14 protein-coding genes are annotated in these 17,030 nt (G+C 73.3%); 4 read left to right on the forward strand and 10 right to left on the reverse strand.

Annotated features, from left to right (window positions below; translation table 11 throughout):
• Positions 1–62: 62 nt before the first annotated feature.
• The 4 genes from IPJ59_RS27275 to IPJ59_RS27290 form a co-directional block, all read right to left on the reverse strand.
• The gene (locus IPJ59_RS27275) at positions 63–482 is read right to left on the reverse strand and encodes a DUF7793 family protein (RefSeq protein WP_293258546.1); all 420 of its coding nucleotides are present in this window, start codon (positions 480–482) and stop codon (positions 63–65) included.
• Positions 479–1,030 (reverse strand): STAS domain-containing protein, encoded by a 552-nt coding sequence (locus IPJ59_RS27280; protein ID WP_293258548.1) that lies wholly within the window; start codon positions 1,028–1,030, stop codon positions 479–481. The genes IPJ59_RS27275 and IPJ59_RS27280 overlap by 4 nt, the downstream gene beginning before the upstream one ends.
• Positions 1,031–1,101: 71 nt before the next feature.
• Positions 1,102–2,865: a hypothetical protein gene (locus tag IPJ59_RS27285; protein WP_293273967.1), complete on the reverse strand. Its 1,764-nt coding sequence runs from the start codon at positions 2,863–2,865 to the stop codon at positions 1,102–1,104.
• Between the two features lie 71 nt (positions 2,866–2,936).
• Positions 2,937–4,004, reverse strand: coding sequence for an FUSC family protein (locus IPJ59_RS27290; RefSeq protein WP_293273968.1), 1,068 nt, complete (start codon positions 4,002–4,004; stop codon positions 2,937–2,939).
• A 45-nt stretch (positions 4,005–4,049) separates the two neighbouring features.
• Here IPJ59_RS27290 and IPJ59_RS27295 point away from each other — a divergent pair, with 45 nt between their 5' ends.
• Entirely contained in the window at positions 4,050–4,649 is a 600-nt protein-coding gene (locus IPJ59_RS27295; RefSeq protein WP_293273969.1) for a 3'-5' exonuclease, read from the forward strand.
• A 91-nt stretch (positions 4,650–4,740) separates the two neighbouring features.
• Complete coding sequence (locus IPJ59_RS27300; protein ID WP_293273970.1) at positions 4,741–6,297, forward strand: DUF4215 domain-containing protein; 1,557 nt, start codon at positions 4,741–4,743, stop codon at positions 6,295–6,297.
• Here IPJ59_RS27300 and IPJ59_RS27305 read toward each other — a convergent pair.
• From IPJ59_RS27305 to IPJ59_RS27325, 5 genes are all read right to left on the reverse strand, one after another.
• A complete protein-coding gene (locus tag IPJ59_RS27305; RefSeq protein WP_293273971.1) occupies positions 6,284–7,891 on the reverse strand; it encodes a GH25 family lysozyme in 1,608 nt (535 codons plus the stop codon). The genes IPJ59_RS27300 and IPJ59_RS27305 overlap by 14 nt on opposite strands.
• Positions 7,892–8,041: 150 nt before the next feature.
• Positions 8,042–9,760, reverse strand: a complete 1,719-nt coding sequence (locus tag IPJ59_RS27310) for a CHAT domain-containing protein (RefSeq protein WP_293273972.1) — start codon at positions 9,758–9,760, stop codon at positions 8,042–8,044.
• A gap of 6 nt (positions 9,761–9,766) precedes the next feature.
• Positions 9,767–10,732 (reverse strand): hypothetical protein, encoded by a 966-nt coding sequence (locus IPJ59_RS27315; protein ID WP_293258561.1) that lies wholly within the window; start codon positions 10,730–10,732, stop codon positions 9,767–9,769.
• On the reverse strand, positions 10,729–13,212 hold the full coding sequence (locus IPJ59_RS27320) for a hypothetical protein (protein ID WP_293273973.1): 2,484 nt from the start codon (positions 13,210–13,212) through the stop codon (positions 10,729–10,731). Before IPJ59_RS27320 ends, IPJ59_RS27315 begins: the two co-directional genes overlap by 4 nt.
• 433 nt (positions 13,213–13,645) lie before the next feature.
• The gene (locus tag IPJ59_RS27325) at positions 13,646–14,392 is read right to left on the reverse strand and encodes a carboxypeptidase-like regulatory domain-containing protein (RefSeq protein WP_293273974.1); all 747 of its coding nucleotides are present in this window, start codon (positions 14,390–14,392) and stop codon (positions 13,646–13,648) included.
• 88 nt (positions 14,393–14,480) lie between these two features.
• Between IPJ59_RS27325 and IPJ59_RS27330 the strand changes: the two genes are divergently transcribed.
• Both IPJ59_RS27330 and IPJ59_RS27335 read left to right on the forward strand, forming a co-directional pair.
• The gene (locus IPJ59_RS27330; RefSeq protein ID WP_293274057.1) at positions 14,481–15,239 is read left to right on the forward strand and encodes a YqjF family protein; all 759 of its coding nucleotides are present in this window, start codon (positions 14,481–14,483) and stop codon (positions 15,237–15,239) included.
• 34 nt (positions 15,240–15,273) lie between these two features.
• Positions 15,274–15,744 carry a DUF1569 domain-containing protein gene (locus tag IPJ59_RS27335; RefSeq protein ID WP_293258565.1) on the forward strand — a complete coding sequence of 157 codons (471 nt, stop codon included), beginning with the start codon at positions 15,274–15,276 and terminating at the stop codon, positions 15,742–15,744.
• 52 nt (positions 15,745–15,796) lie between these two features.
• Here the strand turns inward: IPJ59_RS27335 and IPJ59_RS27340 are convergent, their stop codons facing one another.
• A complete protein-coding gene (locus IPJ59_RS27340) occupies positions 15,797–16,999 on the reverse strand; it encodes a hypothetical protein (RefSeq protein WP_293258567.1) in 1,203 nt (400 codons plus the stop codon).
• Between the last annotated feature and the right edge of the window lie 31 nt (positions 17,000–17,030).

Genomic DNA, 17,030 nt, shown 5'->3' on the forward strand with positions numbered 1-17,030 from the left:
CCGAATGATCGGTTCGGCCGCCCCGGAGGGGCGACGCGCCGGACCCGGGCGACGGCTCGGCCTCAGCGGCGGCGGGCCGGGGCGACACGGCGGACCCACGTGAACGCGTCCGTCTCCTCGCCGAACATTCGCATGGGCACGTCCGACGATTGCAGCGCGAGGAAAAAATTGCCGATCACGCGGCCCGCGGCCGAGCGGGTCAGCAGGGCGATCGCGCTGCACTGGGCGGTCGCCTCGGGGCTGGCGTAGTGCTCGCGGACCCCGCGGTCGGTGGTGAAGTTGCTGCGCATGTCGACGATCAGCGGGTGCTTCCCGCCGGCCGCGAGCGCGGCGAAGGCCGCCGTGTTCTCCCGCGCGTCGGCGAGGGTCTGCGTCTTCGTCGAGATGACCCGCTGCACGATCACGCCGTCGGCCCGCAGCTCGTAGCGCGAGGTGCTGGTGTCGATGAAGCGGACGAGCTCCGCGGGGTCGCCGGAGGTCATCGTTGCAGGCTCCCGAGAGCTGTCTCGAGGGACAGGAATGTGGACACCTGGCCGAGGCCGCCGTCGAGGCCGACGAGCATCTGCGCCAGGCCGGGATCGATGCCGCTGAGCGCCGCGCGGGCGCCGAGCAGGCGGATCGCCCGGCAGACATCGACGACGTGGGCGGCCGCCGCGGGCTCCGGCACCACGGCGCCGGTCAGGTCGAGCACCACCAGGCGCGCGTGCGTGCGAGCCACCGCCTGCAGCACCGCGTCGCGCAGCTGCGCGGCCCGGTCCATGTCGTAGGGGCCGAGCAGCGGCACGCACAGGACATCGCCGCGGACCTGCAAGATCGGGCAGCCGAGCGCGAGGATCAGCTCGCGCTGGGCCCTGAACTGGTCGCGCATCGCCTCGTGTCGGGCTCGCTCGCCGTCGATCTCGGCGGCGACCTCGGCGAGCTCACGCAACAGGGGCAAGAGCCTGGCGCCCACGGCCTGCAGATCGCCGCCGACGAGCGCCACCTCGAGCTCGCCCTTCGCGGCGTCGATCTGGCTGGCGAGCGTGTCCACGGCCCGCAGGATATCGCAGGGCGGCGCTGATGGCGCCCGGAAAATATGCCCGTGACCGCACCGGGCCTGGCTCACGTCCGCCGACGCCGGCGACCGAGCGCGAGCAGCAGCAGCAGTCCGCCCGCCGACGACGGCGTGCCACGACAGCCGCAACCGTCGTCAGCGAGGCCGATGTCGAGACCGGTGCCGCTGTCGCTCGTCACCTCGCCGCCCGGACCGACGCCGGTCGGCGTGTCGCTGTCCTCGCTGGCGCCCGTGCCCCCGCCGGTCCCCCCCGTGCCCCCTCCGCTGCCGCCCGTCCCGCTGCCCGTCCCGTTGCCCGTCGCGCCCCCGGTCTCGCCTGCGCTGGCGCTGGTGTCGACATCGCCGCTGCTGACATCGCCGCTGGTGCCGACCGGCTCGCAGGCGTCGCCCTGGCCGTTCATGTCGGCGTCGGCCTGGTCCGGGTTGGCGAGCTCGGGGCAATTATCGTCGCTGTCGAACACGCCGTCGTCGTCGCCGTCGCGGCGCAGCAGCAGCTCGGGGGCCATCAGCTGGACCGGGCCGCCGTCACCCGCGAGCTCGGCGGTGTTGTTCACCGGCGTCAGGTCGGGGAGGTCGGCGAGCACGAGCTCGAGCACCACGTCGAGCGCCTGCTTGGGCATGAGCGCGAGGTTCTCGATGATCAGCGTATTGCCGATGCTCTTGTCGGTACCGCCGCCGTCGTCGATCAATTGCCACGACGCGGCCTCGGCCGGGATCTCGTCGCTGAGGTTGACGCTGCCGGGCGCGGTGCCGGTGTTCTCGAGGTGGATCGTGTACGTGACAGTGTCCCCGGGCGAGGGCTCGCCGTCGCCGCCGAGGTCCTTGGTGAGCGTCCAGGTCTTGCTCGAGCTGGCCGAGAACAGCGGCTCGAACACGTCGACGCCGATCACGTTGAAGGCGATCCAGTACTTGTCGAGGCCGGCGCTGTAGGTGACCTCGAGGGTGTCGTCGCCGGGCTTCAGGATGCCCGCCAGCGAGAAGCGGTCGACGTCGACGCCGGTCACCCCGGTCTGGGCCGGCTTGGTGGTGTTGATCGTTCGATTGAAGGGATTGTCGGCCGGGTTGACCGCGTCGCTCAGCTTCGCCGTGCCGTTGCCCGGCAGCGCCTTGACCTGCACGAACTCGTTCTGGTTGACCGCGCTGTCGCCCTCGAGCGCGTACCAGGTCAGGTCGCCCTGCGCCGGGTTGGTGATGTTGACGTCGTCGAGGGTCACGGTGGTGGTCGGCGTGCCGCTGCCCGAGAGCCCGAGCAAGCCGTCGTACAGGCCGATCCGCCGCTGCGGCAGCCCCGGGGCGGCGAACACCAGCACGACCGCGAACGAGGCGTTGTTGGTGTCGCCGTTCATGATCAGCGCGTCGAGGCCGTCGACCGCGTACTCGCCGGTCATCGCCCCGAGCTGCGCCGTGACGTCGGCGCGGCACAGCTGCATGTCGTAGCCCGGCGAGGTCGAGCAATGACACACCTCGGCCATCACCATCACCGCCGCTTTGCCCGGCGGCGTGAAGCTCACCTCCTTATCAAGACCGTCCGGGTCGCAGGCGGCCGCCGGCCGCGTCGCGCCCCAGTAGAGGTAGGCCGTGTCGAGCGTCGCCGCCGGGGCCAGGTCGGCCGCAGCGACCGCGACCTTGCCGGGCTGCGCCAGCTTGTCGACCTTGCCGTCGTTGTTGCTGTCGGTCGCCAGCGGCGCGCCGGTGCTGAAGAAGTCGAGGTTGCCGGCCCAGCTGTCGCGCAGGGCCAGCGGCTCGTCGGCGCGGGCGCTGCCGGTCGCCGTGAGGGAGAGGAGGAGCGCGAGGGGCAGCCAGCGGTACATGGGCCATGAAGGTACCCGCTCTGGCCCGCGCTCGCGCCGGATGCCCGCAAGCGCGCGGACCCGCGGACGGGTCAAACGCTGGGCGTGACGCGATCGTCACGCCCGGCCGCCCGCGAGATCCTCCCCTGCAGCTCCTCGTCCTCGAGGCGGCCGGCGATCGCCAGGGCCCGGGCCCGGGCCGCGGCGCCCTCGATCGGGCCGAGGATCGTCGCCAGCAGCTGCAGGCCCATCGCCCGCAGGCGCAGGTAGCCGCCGTCGCCGGCGTGCCCGATCGCCGCGTTCGCCAGCACGGTCGCCGCCGCCTGATCGCCGAGGCGGTGATGCACATAGGCGAGGCCCGCGTCGCGGCGATAGCTGACGAATGGGTGGAGATCCTCGGGCGGCAGCGACTGGTACAGCGCCAGCGCGCCGTGCAGGTCGGGCGCCGCGTCGCCCGGCGGGTGGTTGCGCTGATACGCCTGCTGATCGATCCACCGCACGTGCAGGCAGGCCCGCTCGTCCGGCGCGAGCCCGTCGGCCTGGGCCAGCTTCTCGCCGGCATCGATCAGCGCCAGCGCCACGCGAGCCGGCGCCCGCTGGCGGCTGGCGAGGAACGCCTCGACCAGCGCCGCCTCGATCTGCGCCGCGGGCTCGGGCGAGCCGGCGGCGCGGGCCCGCCGGAGGTGCAGCTCGGCGCGCTCGAGCTCGCGGCCGCGGAGCGCCACGCTGGCCTGCCCGAGCTCGAGCCACACCCGGGCCCGCGACTCGCTCACCGGCGGCCGGTCCCACACGCGCAGCTGGTCCTGGCACAGCGAGCGCGGCAGGTCGCTGAAGCGGCTGTGATACGCGCCGAGCCAGCGCACCCGCGCCTCGATCGGGCGCGGCAGGCCGAAGGCGCGGAGCAGGCGGCGGCCGTAGTCGCCGCCGTCGAGGTTGCCGCGCTGGCGCAGCCGCCGGAGCGCGCGCTCGACCGAGGCGCTGTCCTCCGGGGTGGCCGCGAGCTCCGCCAGGCGCAGCGCCAGGGCAGCGAGCGAGCCGTGCTCGGCGACCAGCTGGGCGACGTACTCGCCCCACGTGTACGCCCCAAGCCCGCGCCCAAGCCCAGGCTCGGGTGCGGGCTCGGGGTCGTGTCCGGGATCGTGTCCGGGGGCGCGGGCCATGGTCGGTGCAATATACCGCTCGAACAAAACAAGGAGTCAGAACTTATGCCAACACATACTCATTATGTCGTGATCGACCTCGAGGCGACCTGCTGCGACGACGACTCGATCCCCCGCGAAGAGACGGAGATCATCGAGATCGGCGCCGTGCTGGTCGACGCCGCCACGCTGGCGCCCGGGGCCGAATTTCAGACCTTCGTGCGCCCGCGCCGGCACCGCACGCTCACCCCCTTCTGCACCCGCCTGACCACGATCACGCAGGCCCAGGTCGACGCCGCCCCGCGCTTCCCGCAGGCGATCGCGGCGCTGGCCGAGTTCCTCCGCGGCAAGCAGGCCCTGTTCTGCTCGTGGGGTGGCTACGACCGCAACCAGTTTCGCCGCGACGCGACCGCCCACCGGGTCAAGCTGCCGCTCGGCGAGCTGCACTGCAACCTCAAGGAGGGCTTCTCGAAGCAGCTCGGCGAGGCGCGCCAGTACGGCACGGGGCAGGCGCTGCGGCGGGTCGGCCTCGGCTTCGCGGGCACCCACCACCGAGCGATCGACGACGCCCGCAACATCGCGCGGCTGCTGCCCTACGTGCTCGGCAAAGCCGCGATCCCGGGCCTGCCCGCCGAGGCGCGGGCGCGCGGACCCTCCGCAAGCTGAGGTCGGTTCTCCTTCGTGGGCCTCGCCAACACCGGCGCAGCTGATACGCTGCGCTCCAAGGTGGGGGTGGTGAATGCGTAGACTTCAATGCGTGCTGGGAATTGCGAGCTTGTGGGTCGTGGCTGGCTGCGGCGACGCGGGGACGACCTCGACGGCGACCGCGGGCAGCTCCAGCGGAGCGACCGCAGCACAGACCAACACGTCCGCGCCGACGTCCGAGCCGACGACCGAGCCCGCGACCGACACCGGCGCGACGCTCGCGGTCTCCGACGGCTCGACCTCGATCACGCCGACGACCGACGGCACCACCGATGTCAGCTCGTCCTCGGGCGTCGAGCCGACCTGCGGCGACGGCAACGTCGACCCGGGCGAGGGCTGCGACGACGGCCCCGACAACGGCCCCGGCAAGGCCTGCAACGCGACCTGCCAGGCCAACGCCTGCGGCGACGGCGACCAGGGCCCCGGCGAGGAGTGTGACGATGGCGTCGACAACGGCGACATGAACTCCTGCAAGGCCGACTGTACCAACAATATCTGCGGCGACGGCAAGCCCGGGCCCGGCGAGGGCTGCGACGACGGCAACCCGGACGACAACGACGAGTGCACCAACGAATGCAAGCTCGCCACCTGCGGCGACGGCAAGCTCGCGCCGATGGAGGCGTGCGACGACGGCAACATGATCGACTCCGACGACTGCACCACGATGTGCACCAAGGCCGCCTGCAGCGACGGCTTCGTCCAGCCGGGCAACATGGAGGAGTGCGACGCCGGCCCCGACAACGCCGACAACGCCGCCTGCACCACCGAATGCAAGAACAACGTCTGCGGCGACGGCAAGCTGTTCATGGGCACCGAGCAATGCGACGACGGCATGGCCAACGGCCCCGACAAGGCGTGCACCGCGATGTGCAAGCTAAACGTCTGCGGCGACGGCGGCAAGGGCCCGGGCGAGGAGTGCGACGACGGCAACAAGGTCGAGACCGACGCCTGCCTCGGCACCTGCAAGAACGCGACCTGCGGCGACGGCTTCGTCCAGGCCGGCGTCGAGCAGTGCGACGACGCCAACATGGTCAACACGGACGCCTGCGTCATGAGCTGCAAGACGGCCAAGTGCGGCGACGGCTTCGTGCAGGCCAACGTCGAGCAGTGCGACGACGCCAACATGGTCGACAACGACGCCTGCTCGAACATGTGCAAGATGAACGTGTGCGTGCCGACCGGCCAGCGCGCCCCGCTCAACATGCTCAGCATGGACACCGCCAGCGGCTGCTGGAGCGGCAACCCCTGCGACAACGACCAGTACAACTTCCAGCCGAGCGACGGCCAGGACTTCCAGGCCTTCGACCAGCTGATCGCCTGCAAGGGCGCCTCGACCTGCGTCGCCAACGTCGGGATCGGGACCTACGGCAGTGTTGGCGCGTGCCAGGGCGCCTGGGACGTGCTCTGCGACGGCGTCAACGTCGGGACGATCGTCACCAACGGCAAGACCTGCACCGGCTCATCGATGGCCAACGGCTGCAAGGTCACCTTCCCGGCCCGGAACTGCGCCGAGGTCACGCTCCGCGCCAAGGACGACGCCGACGTCATCAGCGGCTGCTGCGGCGGCAACTCGCCCGACTCGATGATCGTCGCCTTCAGCGCCTGGTGAGCGCTCGTCGCGTGCGACGACGACGGCCGACCAGGCCCAGCAGGCTCATCAGGGCCAGCAGACCAGGCGCTGCCGGGCCGGGCGCGCCGCGGCAGCCGCAGCCCTCGTCGCCATAGCCCGGAGGCAGCGCCGCGCCGCCGCCCCCCACCCCGCCGCTAGACCCGCTGCTGCCACCGACCTCGCTGGTGGTCGGCGGCGGCTCGCCCCCCGAGCTCGCCGCGCCGGAGCCCTCGCTGCCGATCCCGGTCGCCTCGCCGCTGCCGCCGCCGCTGCTCGCGGAGTCCGTCTCGGGCCCCGCCTGCACCGGCACGACCTGCAGCGCGTCGAGCACGATCGACAGCTCGAGGTCGTTGCTCTCGCCGGTGTTGTCGTTGATGCGCACGTAATGATCGGTCGCCGCCGCGAAGGTGTAGCTGCCGAGGTCGACCCAGCCGCTGGCCAGCGACTGGTCGACCGCCACCGGCGTCTCGCCGCCCGCGTGGTGGACCACATAGGTGGCCTGCTTGGTCTCGCCGAAGGGCGGCTCGATCCACGCCGATAGCGCGTACTCGCCGGCCGCGGCGAAGTCGAGGCGAAAAATCGCATAGTTGGACGGATCGGGGTAATCGGTGGCGTTGGTCCACACCAGCGAGCCGCCCTGCCCGACCGCCTCGTCGCGCCAGTACTGCGGATCGCCGTACAGCTCGTAGCAGGCCGCGCCGTTGTCGATCGTCGCGCCCTCCGGCGGGATCACGCCGCAGGGCGGGCAGTCGGCGGCGCAGGTGTACACGTCCTCGCCGAACACGCACTTGCCGTCGCCGCACACCACCCCGCCGACCGCGTATCCCTGCAGTTCATCGGCGTTGCCGTTGAACAGGTCGGTGTCGACCGCCCCGGCGATCCCCGCGATATCGCCGCAGTCGCAGGTCTGGTGCATCGTCCAGGTCGCCCACGCGTCGGGGATCAGCGGGCAGCCCGGGTTGTAGTTGGCGATCCACAGCGGATAATCCGCGAACTCGCCGCTGCCGACGTTGTCATTCCAATAATAGTAGCCGGTGTAGATGAAGGGCACGACCCCGGTCGCGGCCTCGATGGTATCGAGCCAGGCGTGGATCGCCGCGACGTACTGCGCCTTGGGCACGGTGTCCTTGCTCTCGACGTCGATCATCGGCGGCATGTCGCCGGGCTGCAGCGGGCCGGTGAGGTCGAGCAGCAGCTGGGCCTGGGCGACCGGATCCTCGCTCGGCTCAAAGTACTGATATACGCCGATGCGGATCCCCGCCGCCCGCGCGCCCGCGAGGTTGGCGGCGAACTTCGGGTCCTTGAAGTTGAGGCTGTGCGAGACCCGGGCCCACGCGAACACCACCCCGTCGCCGGCCACCGCGTTCCAGTCGATGTCGCCCTGGTAATACGACACGTCGATGCCGGGGACGGTGTCCCCCGCCGCGCAGACCTTTCCCGGAAGGGTCGGCTGTGGGCCGGCGCCGAGCTCCAGACCGAGGCCGTCGCCCATCACGTTGCCGTACGGCCGCGCGGCCAGCTTCGGCGCCGCCGCCAGATCGCCCGCAGACAGGACCACGAGCGCGGCCACGAGGAGCGCGGCACCACGACGCATGCAGGGGGGAGCGGCCGTCATGACCGCGACGGTTGCACCTCACGGGGCCCGGCGGCAAGCGATTTCGCGCCGACCCGAGCGTCCCGGCCGACCCAGGCCCGGCTCGCTCAGGCCGGACACAGCTCGCTGCCGCAGAGCCCGGCGCACCGCTCACGGCCGCGACAGCAGCTTGAGCGTGCACGGCAACGCGGCCGCGAGCTCCTTCGTCAGCCGGGCGCTGAGGTTCGGGCGCGCCGCCGCGGCCTCGCTCGCGTAGCCCTTGCTCGCGCCGAGCACCTCGTAGCTGAGCCCGCCATCCGCGGCGACGCGGACCCGCAGGTCGGGCCGCACACCCCCGGCCGCGGGGGCCGGCAGGGCATTCTCGAGGTAGCGCTGGATCTCACCCGGACACGCGCCGCTGAGCACGGGCTTCGTCGCCGGGGTCGTCGGCCGCGGCTCGACGACCGGCTTGCGGGTCGTCGGTGTCACCGGCGTCGGCGTGATTGGCGTCGGCGTGATTGGCGTCGGCGTCGGCGTCGGCGTCGGCGGGTGGGTCACGGGCAGCGTGGTCGGTTCGGGCACGACGACCGGCCGCTCCGGCGCGGGCGTGCTGGGCTCCGGCGCGACCACGGCGACCTCGCTCGGCGCCTCGCCGCGATCCCACGCCAACACGAGGCCGGCGATCGCCGCCGCCGCGACGAGCCCGAGCCCGAGCCAACGCCAGGGCCAGCGCCGCAGCGGGCTCGCTGCAGCTGCAACGACCGGCCCGGCGCTGCGCGTGAGCGGATAGGTCGCGTCGCCATCGGCCGCGCGCGCGTACAGCTGCACGCTGGCCCAGTCGAGCTGCCCGGGGTCGCGGACCAGCGCGTCGCGGGCGACGACGAAGGCCCGCTCGAGCGAGGTGCCCGGCCCCGCGAGCGCGGCGAACAGGGCCCCGCAGAAGCGCGACGATCCGGCGGTGCTGAGCGGGAAGCGCGAGGCGACCACGGCCCGCAGCCCGGCGCGATGGATCATCTGGGCGATGCTCCCGAGGTGGTTGCCGGGCTCGCCGTCGGCGCCGCTGTTGCACGCCGCGAGCACCACCAGGCGCAGCGCCCCGGCGTGCGGGGCGATCAGCTGCTGCACGCGGCCGGCGTCGACGACCACGCTCGCGTTGGCCTCGGCCGCGCCGGCGGTGGCGTCGAGCGCGAGCCCGTAGGCCCCGCCGATCGCGGCCCCGTGGCACAGCAGCAGCAGCGCGTCGATCGGCGGATCGACCCCACCGGCCCGCTCGAGCGCCGCGGCGATCGCAGCGAAGCTGGCGTGCGGGACGACATCGCGGGCCGGATCGAAGTCCGCCGCGAGCGCGGCCTGCAGCGCGGCCTGGTGCTCGGCCGCTGGCACCGCCCCGCCCGCCGCCGACCACGCGAACAGCACCCGCCCGCGCCGCCGCGCCGGCGTCACCGGATCGGGGAAGCTGCTGGTCTCGGGCCACTCATAGCGGATCACGAGCCCGGGGATCCCACCCAGCAATTGCCCGGTCGACTTGAGCGCGACCAGCTCCCACGGCAGCGCGTAGAGCTCCGCCGCCGCCGAGCGGATCGTGATGGCGATCGCCGCCCCGGCCCGCGCCGCCGCGACGATCGCCTCCTCGCGCGCGCCCCAGCCGACCCCGGCCAGGAACTCGCGCAGGAGCCCGCCGATCCGGTGCAGCAGCTCGGGCTCGGCCGCCGGGTCGCGCAGCGCCTGCAGGTCGGCCAGCAGCGCGCGGCTCCACGGGAACTCCGACGCCTCGAAGCCGCCCCCGGGCGTGCGCACCAGATACGGCTGCGCCGCGAAGCGGAAGCTGTGCGGCTGCCCGGCGCTCTCGGCCCGGGCGAACTCGAGGACGATGTGCAGCGGCTCCGACATGACTCCTCACTCGTCGCAGCCACGCGGGCGCAGGCCCGCCGCGACCAGCTCGTCGATGGTCCCGACGGGCACCAGCAACACGTTTTGCCCGGCCCGCAGCGTGCGGGTCATGCCGGGGAAGCGCAGGCAATAGTCAGCGCTGCCCTCCTCGTCGTCGACGGCGGTGACGCCGATGCGCGCGAGCTCGCTGGCGGGCAACCTGCCGCCGATGCGGGCGGAGGCGCGGGCCGGGCCGGGCTCGACGTTGTAGTCCTCGGCGGTGAAGGTGAGCGTCGACTCCTTGCAGCTGCTGCCCTCGCTGTCGTCGAGCAGCACCTGGGTGACCGGCGGTCCGCGGCGCCCCTGGACGTCGATCTCGATGACGCGGGCGCCCTGCTCGCTGCAGATCGATCCGATGTTCACGCGCTGCTGGCCGCACAGCGTCGCATCGCAGGGGTGATCGGTGCTGTCGTCGGCGCAGTCCTGATGCCCACAAAGCGCCTCGGCGCAGCTCGAGAGCACGCGCTCCGGGGCCGCGTACAGCTCGGTGAGCGCGTCGTCGTCGAAGGCCGTGACGAAGTCGTCGAGGGAGATCAGCGAGACCTCGATGTGCACGTCGCCCTGCAGGCGACTGCCCTTGAACTCGGTGGCGAAGCAGCGGACCGCGGTCGCGCAGGTCAGGTCGCCGGCCAGATCGCTCTCCTCGCTGTCCAGGCACCACGCCGTCAGCTCCTCCTTGGTCTCCCACGAGCCGTCCAGGCAGCTCAAGATCTGCGTGATGTCGTCGTCGTCGCGCGGCGACTGGCCGCAGCGCCGCTCGCAGTCGGCGAGCGCGGCGTCGCTGGTGGGCCCGTAGCCGAGCCCCGACGGCAAGAAGCCGCAGGCGTGGGCGCTCGCGCAGGCGGCCGCGCAGCCCTCGTCGCTGCCGACGTTGAAGCCCGCACACGCCGACGCGAACAAGCCCAGCGCGAGCGCGAGTCGACCGAGCCTCACCGCGCACCTCCGAGGATCAACCCGAGGCCCGCGTACATGCTGGCCCCGCCGACCGCCGTCACCGCCCGCGTGCCCGAGAACATGTCCTGCAGCCCCGTGCTCCCGAGCGTGATCATGTGGCCGATCGTCAGCGGCCCGGCGGGGTAGCTGAGCCCGAGCTCGAGCGTGCTGTCGATCGTCGGCCGCACGCGGAGGTTGGACGGGCCGAACGATGAGCCGGTCGCGAAGTCGGGGTAGGCCGTCACCTTGCTGACATCGACGATCGCCACGCCGCCCGAGACCGAGAGGCGGGCCCGGAGCTCGACCGGGATGCTGCCGCGGCGCGTGCGAGCCTCGACCAGCGGCCCGACCACCACCCCGTGCCGGCGCCACTCGATCGCCTGGATGCTCTGCTCCCCGCCGACCGCGAAGTCCTGCCACGAGGGCAAGCCCGCCGCGCTGGCGTAGCGGGTATATGTATATCCGCCGGCCACGCCGAGCCCGATCCAGCGGCGCGGGCGGTACCAGGTGTGCCCGAGCTGGACCCGCAGCAGGTGGGCCCGATAGTCGCGGATCGGCGTCAACACCGTCAGGTCGGGCGCGAACATCACGCTCCCCCACAGCTCGCGCTCCGGCACCTCGAAGCGCACGCAGGTCGCGTCGATCGCCGGCCCCGGCTCGCCCTTCGCGTCGACCCAGCGCGCCACCACCAGGTAGGTGCCCGGCCCCGACGCCGCGAAGCTGCCCTCGAGCTGCGTCGCCGACGCGGCACGCAAGGCCGCCGCGTCGTGCTCCGTGAGCTCGCTGTCGCGGCGTGCGATCGACACCGGCACCGGCACCGGCGCGTCCGCACCGCGCAGCCGCATGTCGACCGCCGCGAGCGCGGTCTGCCGGTCGCGCCCGCGCAGCGCCTGACACTCGCCCGGCGGCTTGCGAAACTCCGCGGCGAAGTGGAACGCCGCGAGCTGCGGCAGACCGTCGACCTCCGTCCGGCCGAACGCCGCGAGCTCGACCCGCGCCCGCGTGCGGTACGGGAACGCCGTGGCGCCCTCGCGGATGCGCAGGTAGCTGCGCCCGAGCAGCTGGTCGAGCACGCCGCCCACGCTCGACTCGAGCTGCGCCTCCGAGCGAAAGCGCAGGGTCTGGACCCGCAGCAGCTGCTTGAGGTCGAGGCCCGCGACCTCGCCGCGATCGCGGCCGAACACCTCGCGCACCGAGATCGCCGAGCCCTGCAGCGACAGGCTGGTGCCGTCGCTGCCGCAGCGCAGCTCGAGGCTGACGAGCTCGTCGATGCCCTGACGCCACGCCTCCTTGGCGACCGTCGCCACCGTCTCGAGGCTGTCGGCCCCGGTCGCGCCGCCGGTCGTGCCGCCGGCCGTCGGGTTCAAGCTGTCGCGCAGGCTGCCGAGCGCCGAGGTGATCGTGGCGTACGACGCGAGGTCACGGAACACCCGGCCCGTGCGCGCCTCGTTGCTGCGCAGGTACTCGGTCGCCAGCAGGTTGGCCTGCCACGCCAGCGCCGCGTCGCAGCCCGGCGCCGCGCTGGCCCGCACGATCGCCACGCTGCGCGGCTGGTGCAGGTCGAGCACGACGTCCTGGCACAGGTTCTGCGTCGTCGTCTCGACCGCCGCCGGCAGCGTCTCCCGGAAGCGAACCACACACTGCTCCTTGCCCGCGCAGCGCAGCGCCACCAGCTCGTGCGCCCCGGCCTGCACCCCGACCGTGCGGTGCGCCAGCCGCTGCCCGCGGCTCAGCACCCGCCCGTCGATCATCAGCGTGGTGTCCGCGTCGAGGTCGACCGAGAGGCGCAGGCAGCCGAACTCCGCCGGCCCGTCCCACAGCGTCCGGTCGTGGGTGACAAAGCCGCTCCAGCTGCGCGCCGTGGCCGTGTCGGCGTGGACCGCCCGCACCGTCACCACCGACCACGCCGGCACCGCGACCACGAACAGCCGGCGCTCGCGCTGCACCACCGCCTCGTCGGCCGCGAACCACTGCAACACGACCCGCTCGCCCGCCGCCGCCGCGACGAACAGCGACTGCCCGGGCAGGGCCGCGACCGTCAGCAGGTGCAGCTCGGCCAGCGCCCCGGTGTCCAGCGGCACGCAGCGCCCGTCGCCCAGCGTCGCCGCGGCGAACGGCGGCACCGGCACCTCGCGCTCGGCGACGTCGGCGAAGTAGGCGTCGATCGCCGCGTCCAACGGCTTGCAGCCCGCCCCGGCGAGCCGGCGATCGCCGAGCCCCGCGAGGCCTCGCCGCACCGCGAGCAGCTCCGCCGCCGCGCTCGCCTCACCGCCGAGGTCGAGGTGCGGCGCGCCGCCGACGACCAGCTCCGCCAGCGCCGTCGCCTCCCAGCTCCCGCGCGCCGCGAGGCGTGCCAGCAGCGGCGCGTGCTCCGGCTGCGGCCGGCCCCGCCGCCCGCACAGCACCCCGAGCTCGCGCTGCTGATCCGGCGCGAGCCCGACGATCGCCGGCACCGCGAGACAGCGCCCCGGATCGACCACCGTCGCTCCGCTCGTCGTTGCCGGCGCCGCACTCTTCGAGGCCGCCGCCGCCCCACTCGTCGTTGCCCCCGCCGGTCGACTCGTCGGGGCCGCCGCTCCGCTCGTCGTTGCCGGCGCCACACTCGCCCTGGCCGCCTGCGTCCCGACGACCAAGCACGCGGCCCCGGCGATCCACGCCCCGAGCCCGTGCACCCGCATCAACCAGGCACCCCCGCGCCCACGACCTCACACCTCGCCATCCCAGCATTGCGGGCCGCCGACAACCAGACCTCACCGCGTTTGTACCCCGCGCCCGCGAAGCTTGACCAGCGCGCCCACGCGATCAATGTCGCCCGCGCCATATCTCATGCACACGCAATCGCTCGAGCACACCCGCGCTTCGCTATCGAGCACGCCGCAGCAGCGCGGATATGCCACGCGGTCGCGCCTGGCCTCATCCGGGCCGCTTGCTCCGAGGCCGTATCTTGACCGTGTCGCCCTCACGCAGCATTTCCTCGCGCATGGCCGGGCTGATGCTCAGCGCGCGCTCGGGGTCGACGGCCACATCGATCACCCGCCGCTCGCCGGCGCCGAACACCAGCGCGATCGTCTCGTTGGCCCCGCCCCACAGGACCTGCAATGTGCACTCGCCCGGCTGGACCTCGCGAAATGCGAAGGCCCCGTCAGCGTCCGCGTGCTCCTCGCGGACCGAGCCCCCGCAGCGCAGAAGGACCACCGCCCCGGCCAGACGCTCGCGGCTGCGTAGGTGCACGACAAAGCCCCCGAAGACGACCTCGGCCCCGGGCGGGACCACGAGCGGAACCCGGGTAATGTGGGCACCGCGCTGGGCCCACGCCTGAAGGGTCCAATAGACGCCGCGCTGCGATTCCGGGTCGAGCGGGACGTCGATCAACCGCCGCTCGTCGGCACGCAGCACGAGCTTCACCACCGGCATGTCCGTGCCGAGTGCCGCGTGGAGCGTGCAGTGACCCGCAGGCACCCCGCGAAACACGAAGGCACCGTCCATGTCGGTCCACTGCGTCGTCAGCCGGAACTTCGATCCACAGTGCAACGATACCCGCGCCCCCGGCAGGCGCGCCCGGCTGCTCGCATGCACCACCCAGCCGCCGACAATCACCTCGGACGCCGACGCACCGGCCGGTGCCGCGAGAACGAGCGCGACGAGGAGCGCGGGGAGCACCTCGCCATGCTACGCGAGCGCAAGCCCCCGGACACGGACCGCGTTCCGCCCCGCCTGTCACGATGTACAATCACCGCGCGTGCTCGCCATGCCCGGACCCGGACGCTTCCTCACCGCACAGTGGCGCCACCTGGCCATGCTCAACTACGCGGTCGACCCCGCGATCCTCACCCCGCACCTGCCCGCGGGCGTCGAGCTCGACGCCTGGCGCGGCACCACCTACCTCAGCGTCGTCGGCTTTCAGTTCCTCGGCACCCGCGTGCTCGGCCTGCCGATCCCGTTTCATCGCAACTTCCCCGAGGTCAACCTGCGCTTCTACGTGCGCCGCCCCGGTCGCCCCGGCGAGCCGCACGTCGACGCCGACGGCCACAAGCGCGGCGTCGTCTTCCTCAAGGAGCTCGTGCCCCGCGCCGCGATCGCCTGGGTCGCGCGCACCGTCTACGGCGAGGCCTACCTCGCCCTGCCGATGCGCCACCGCGTCGCCCTGGAGACCGCCGAGGCCGGCCGGGTCCACGGCAGCGTCGCCTACGAGTGGCGCCTCGCCGACGCGTGGCACGGCCTCGACCTCGCCATCGACGGCGTCCCCGCCCCGCTCGTGCCCGGCTCCGAGGCGGCCTTCATCACCGAACATTATTGGGGCTACGCCGCCGGCTCCGGTCGCACCCTCGAGTATCGCGTCGAGCACCCGCCCTGGCGCGTGTGGCCGGCGACCGAGGCCGCCCTCCACGGCGACCTCGCGCGGCTCTACGGCCGCGAACTCGCCGCCGCGCTGGCCGGCCCGCCGCGCTCCGCCTTCCTCGCCGAGGGCTCCGAGATCGCCGTGCACCGCGGACTCGCCGTGAATTGAGCCCCCGCAGCCGCGACGCGTTATCCTGCCGGGAATGAGCCGCCTCCGCTTCCCCTCCCTCGCCGAGGCGACCCACGCCGTCCACCGCCTGGAGGCGCTCGACGGCCTCGACCTGGCCCATGGGACATGGTCCCCGGCCCGCGCGCTGCACCACCTGGCCGCCAGCATCGAGTGCTCGGTGCACGGCTTCCCGACCCGCAAGTCCTGGCCGGTGCGCGCGCTGGCCCGCAACCTCATCCTGCCGAAGTTCATGCGTCAGGGCTTCATGCGCCACGACCTCGAGATGGTGGTGCCTGGCGTCGACGAGGGCGACCCTGGCCCGGCGCTGGGACCCGCGCTCGCGCGCCTGCTCGCGGCGCTCGACGACTTCAGGGCCGCCCCGGCGCTCGCGCCCCACGCCGTGTTCGGCGAGTTCACGCGCGACGCCTACGACCGCTACCACGCGATGCACATCGCCGATCACCTCTCGATCTTCCGCGCCCGCGGCGAGCCCTTCACGCCCTGAGCTCCGCCCCCAGGGCCCATGCGGGCGACGCTCGCGGTCACGTCGACGCGCCTCAGAAGGTCAGTCCGCCCGCGAACAACAGGTGGTGCCCGCTCCTGCGCTCGCCCGTCGCCGCGAACTGCGGGTGCCCCGGCCCCGCCTCGATCTGTCCGCCCTCGTACACCAGCAGCAGCGCCGCGAAGTGCGGCCGCAGGCCCGCCCGCAGCTTCCACGCCAGCTCGGCGGTCGCCCGCCCGTGCAGCCGCTGGCCGCCGTGACGCTGCCCGATCGCCGTGATCTCCCCGCGCGCCACCACCCCGAAGTACACGTTCGGCCGCGGCTGCAGGTACGCCGCGAGGTCCACCGCCGGCGCGAGCTGAGCGATGAGCCGCGACCGATTGAACCGCTGCACCCCGAGCATCCCGTCGAGCCCCCCGCCGAGCAGCAGCGTGAACACCCGCGCGCTCGCCACCCGCAGACCCGCCCCCGGCCCCGCCGAGCCGATGAAGTACGCGCCCTCGAGCTCGTCGTTGGCCCGGGCCAGGAAGCGCTGCCCGACCCACACCTTCGCGTAGACCCCGACCCGGCCCGGGCTGGCGAAGCCCGCCCCGATGTTGGCCACCCCGCGGCCTCCGGCTGCGACCCCCTGGCCCGGCGCGAGGCCCTGCTCGCGCGCCGCCGCGTCGCGCCGGACCGCGCTGCCGCCGAGCTCGAGCGTCAGCATCAGCTCCGGCATCGTCATGCGCACGACCCTGGCGCCGACGGGGTGCCGCTCCGCGTAGCCCGCGAGTCGGGCCATCAACCCGCCGACCCCGACCCCGCCGCTCAGCGACCCCGACGCCTCACCCGCCCCCGCCGCGACCCGCCGCGACGACAGCGATCCCCCCGCGACAAGCCCGATGTAGTCGTGCAAGCGACCGACCGCCGCCACGTGCTCCCGCGGAAGCTCCGGCCGATCACCTGTCTCTCGGGCCATCCAGAGATCACCTGTCCCTTGAGCCATCTCATCCGCCGCCGTGGCGCCCGCCGCCTGGTGGGCCGGCGGCATGGTCACGCTCGCGTCGGGCCCCTCCACAACGCGGCCCGTCTCTTCGACCACGGGCGCCTCGCGGCCAGGCTCCGCCCCCTCGATCGCCTCCGGCCCGACCGCCTCGCCGCCGGTCTCCGGAGCCACGATCGCCTCCGGCCCCGCCACCTCTCGACCTGTCCCGCGAGACAGCTCCGGTCCCGCGCCCGCGAGCGCGCACCAGGCCGCGACCACCGCGCCGGACAACATCACCGGCGAACCTAACACGCCGGCTCAGTCG

This window comes from Nannocystis sp., assembly GCF_016714285.1.
Classification (GTDB): domain Bacteria; phylum Myxococcota_A; class Polyangia; order Nannocystales; family Nannocystaceae; genus Nannocystis.

What these genes read in the sequence shown, in the direction of transcription:
- IPJ59_RS27335 (WP_293258565.1), top strand. Translation starts at nt 15,274, where the DNA reads ATGAGCCGCCTCCGCTTCCCCTCCCTCGCCGAGGCGACCCACGCCGTC.
- IPJ59_RS27305 (WP_293273971.1), bottom strand. Translation starts at nt 7,891, where the DNA reads ATGCGTCGTGGTGCCGCGCTCCTCGTGGCCGCGCTCGTGGTCCTGTCT.
- IPJ59_RS27275 (WP_293258546.1), bottom strand. Translation starts at nt 482, where the DNA reads ATGACCTCCGGCGACCCCGCGGAGCTCGTCCGCTTCATCGACACCAGC.
- IPJ59_RS27310 (WP_293273972.1), bottom strand. Translation starts at nt 9,760, where the DNA reads ATGTCGGAGCCGCTGCACATCGTCCTCGAGTTCGCCCGGGCCGAGAGC.
- IPJ59_RS27290 (WP_293273968.1), bottom strand. Translation starts at nt 4,004, where the DNA reads ATGGCCCGCGCCCCCGGACACGATCCCGGACACGACCCCGAGCCCGCA.
- IPJ59_RS27285 (WP_293273967.1), bottom strand. Translation starts at nt 2,865, where the DNA reads ATGTACCGCTGGCTGCCCCTCGCGCTCCTCCTCTCCCTCACGGCGACC.
- IPJ59_RS27340 (WP_293258567.1), bottom strand. Translation starts at nt 16,999, where the DNA reads ATGTTGTCCGGCGCGGTGGTCGCGGCCTGGTGCGCGCTCGCGGGCGCG.
- IPJ59_RS27330 (WP_293274057.1), top strand. Translation starts at nt 14,481, where the DNA reads ATGCCCGGACCCGGACGCTTCCTCACCGCACAGTGGCGCCACCTGGCC.
- IPJ59_RS27295 (WP_293273969.1), top strand. Translation starts at nt 4,050, where the DNA reads ATGCCAACACATACTCATTATGTCGTGATCGACCTCGAGGCGACCTGC.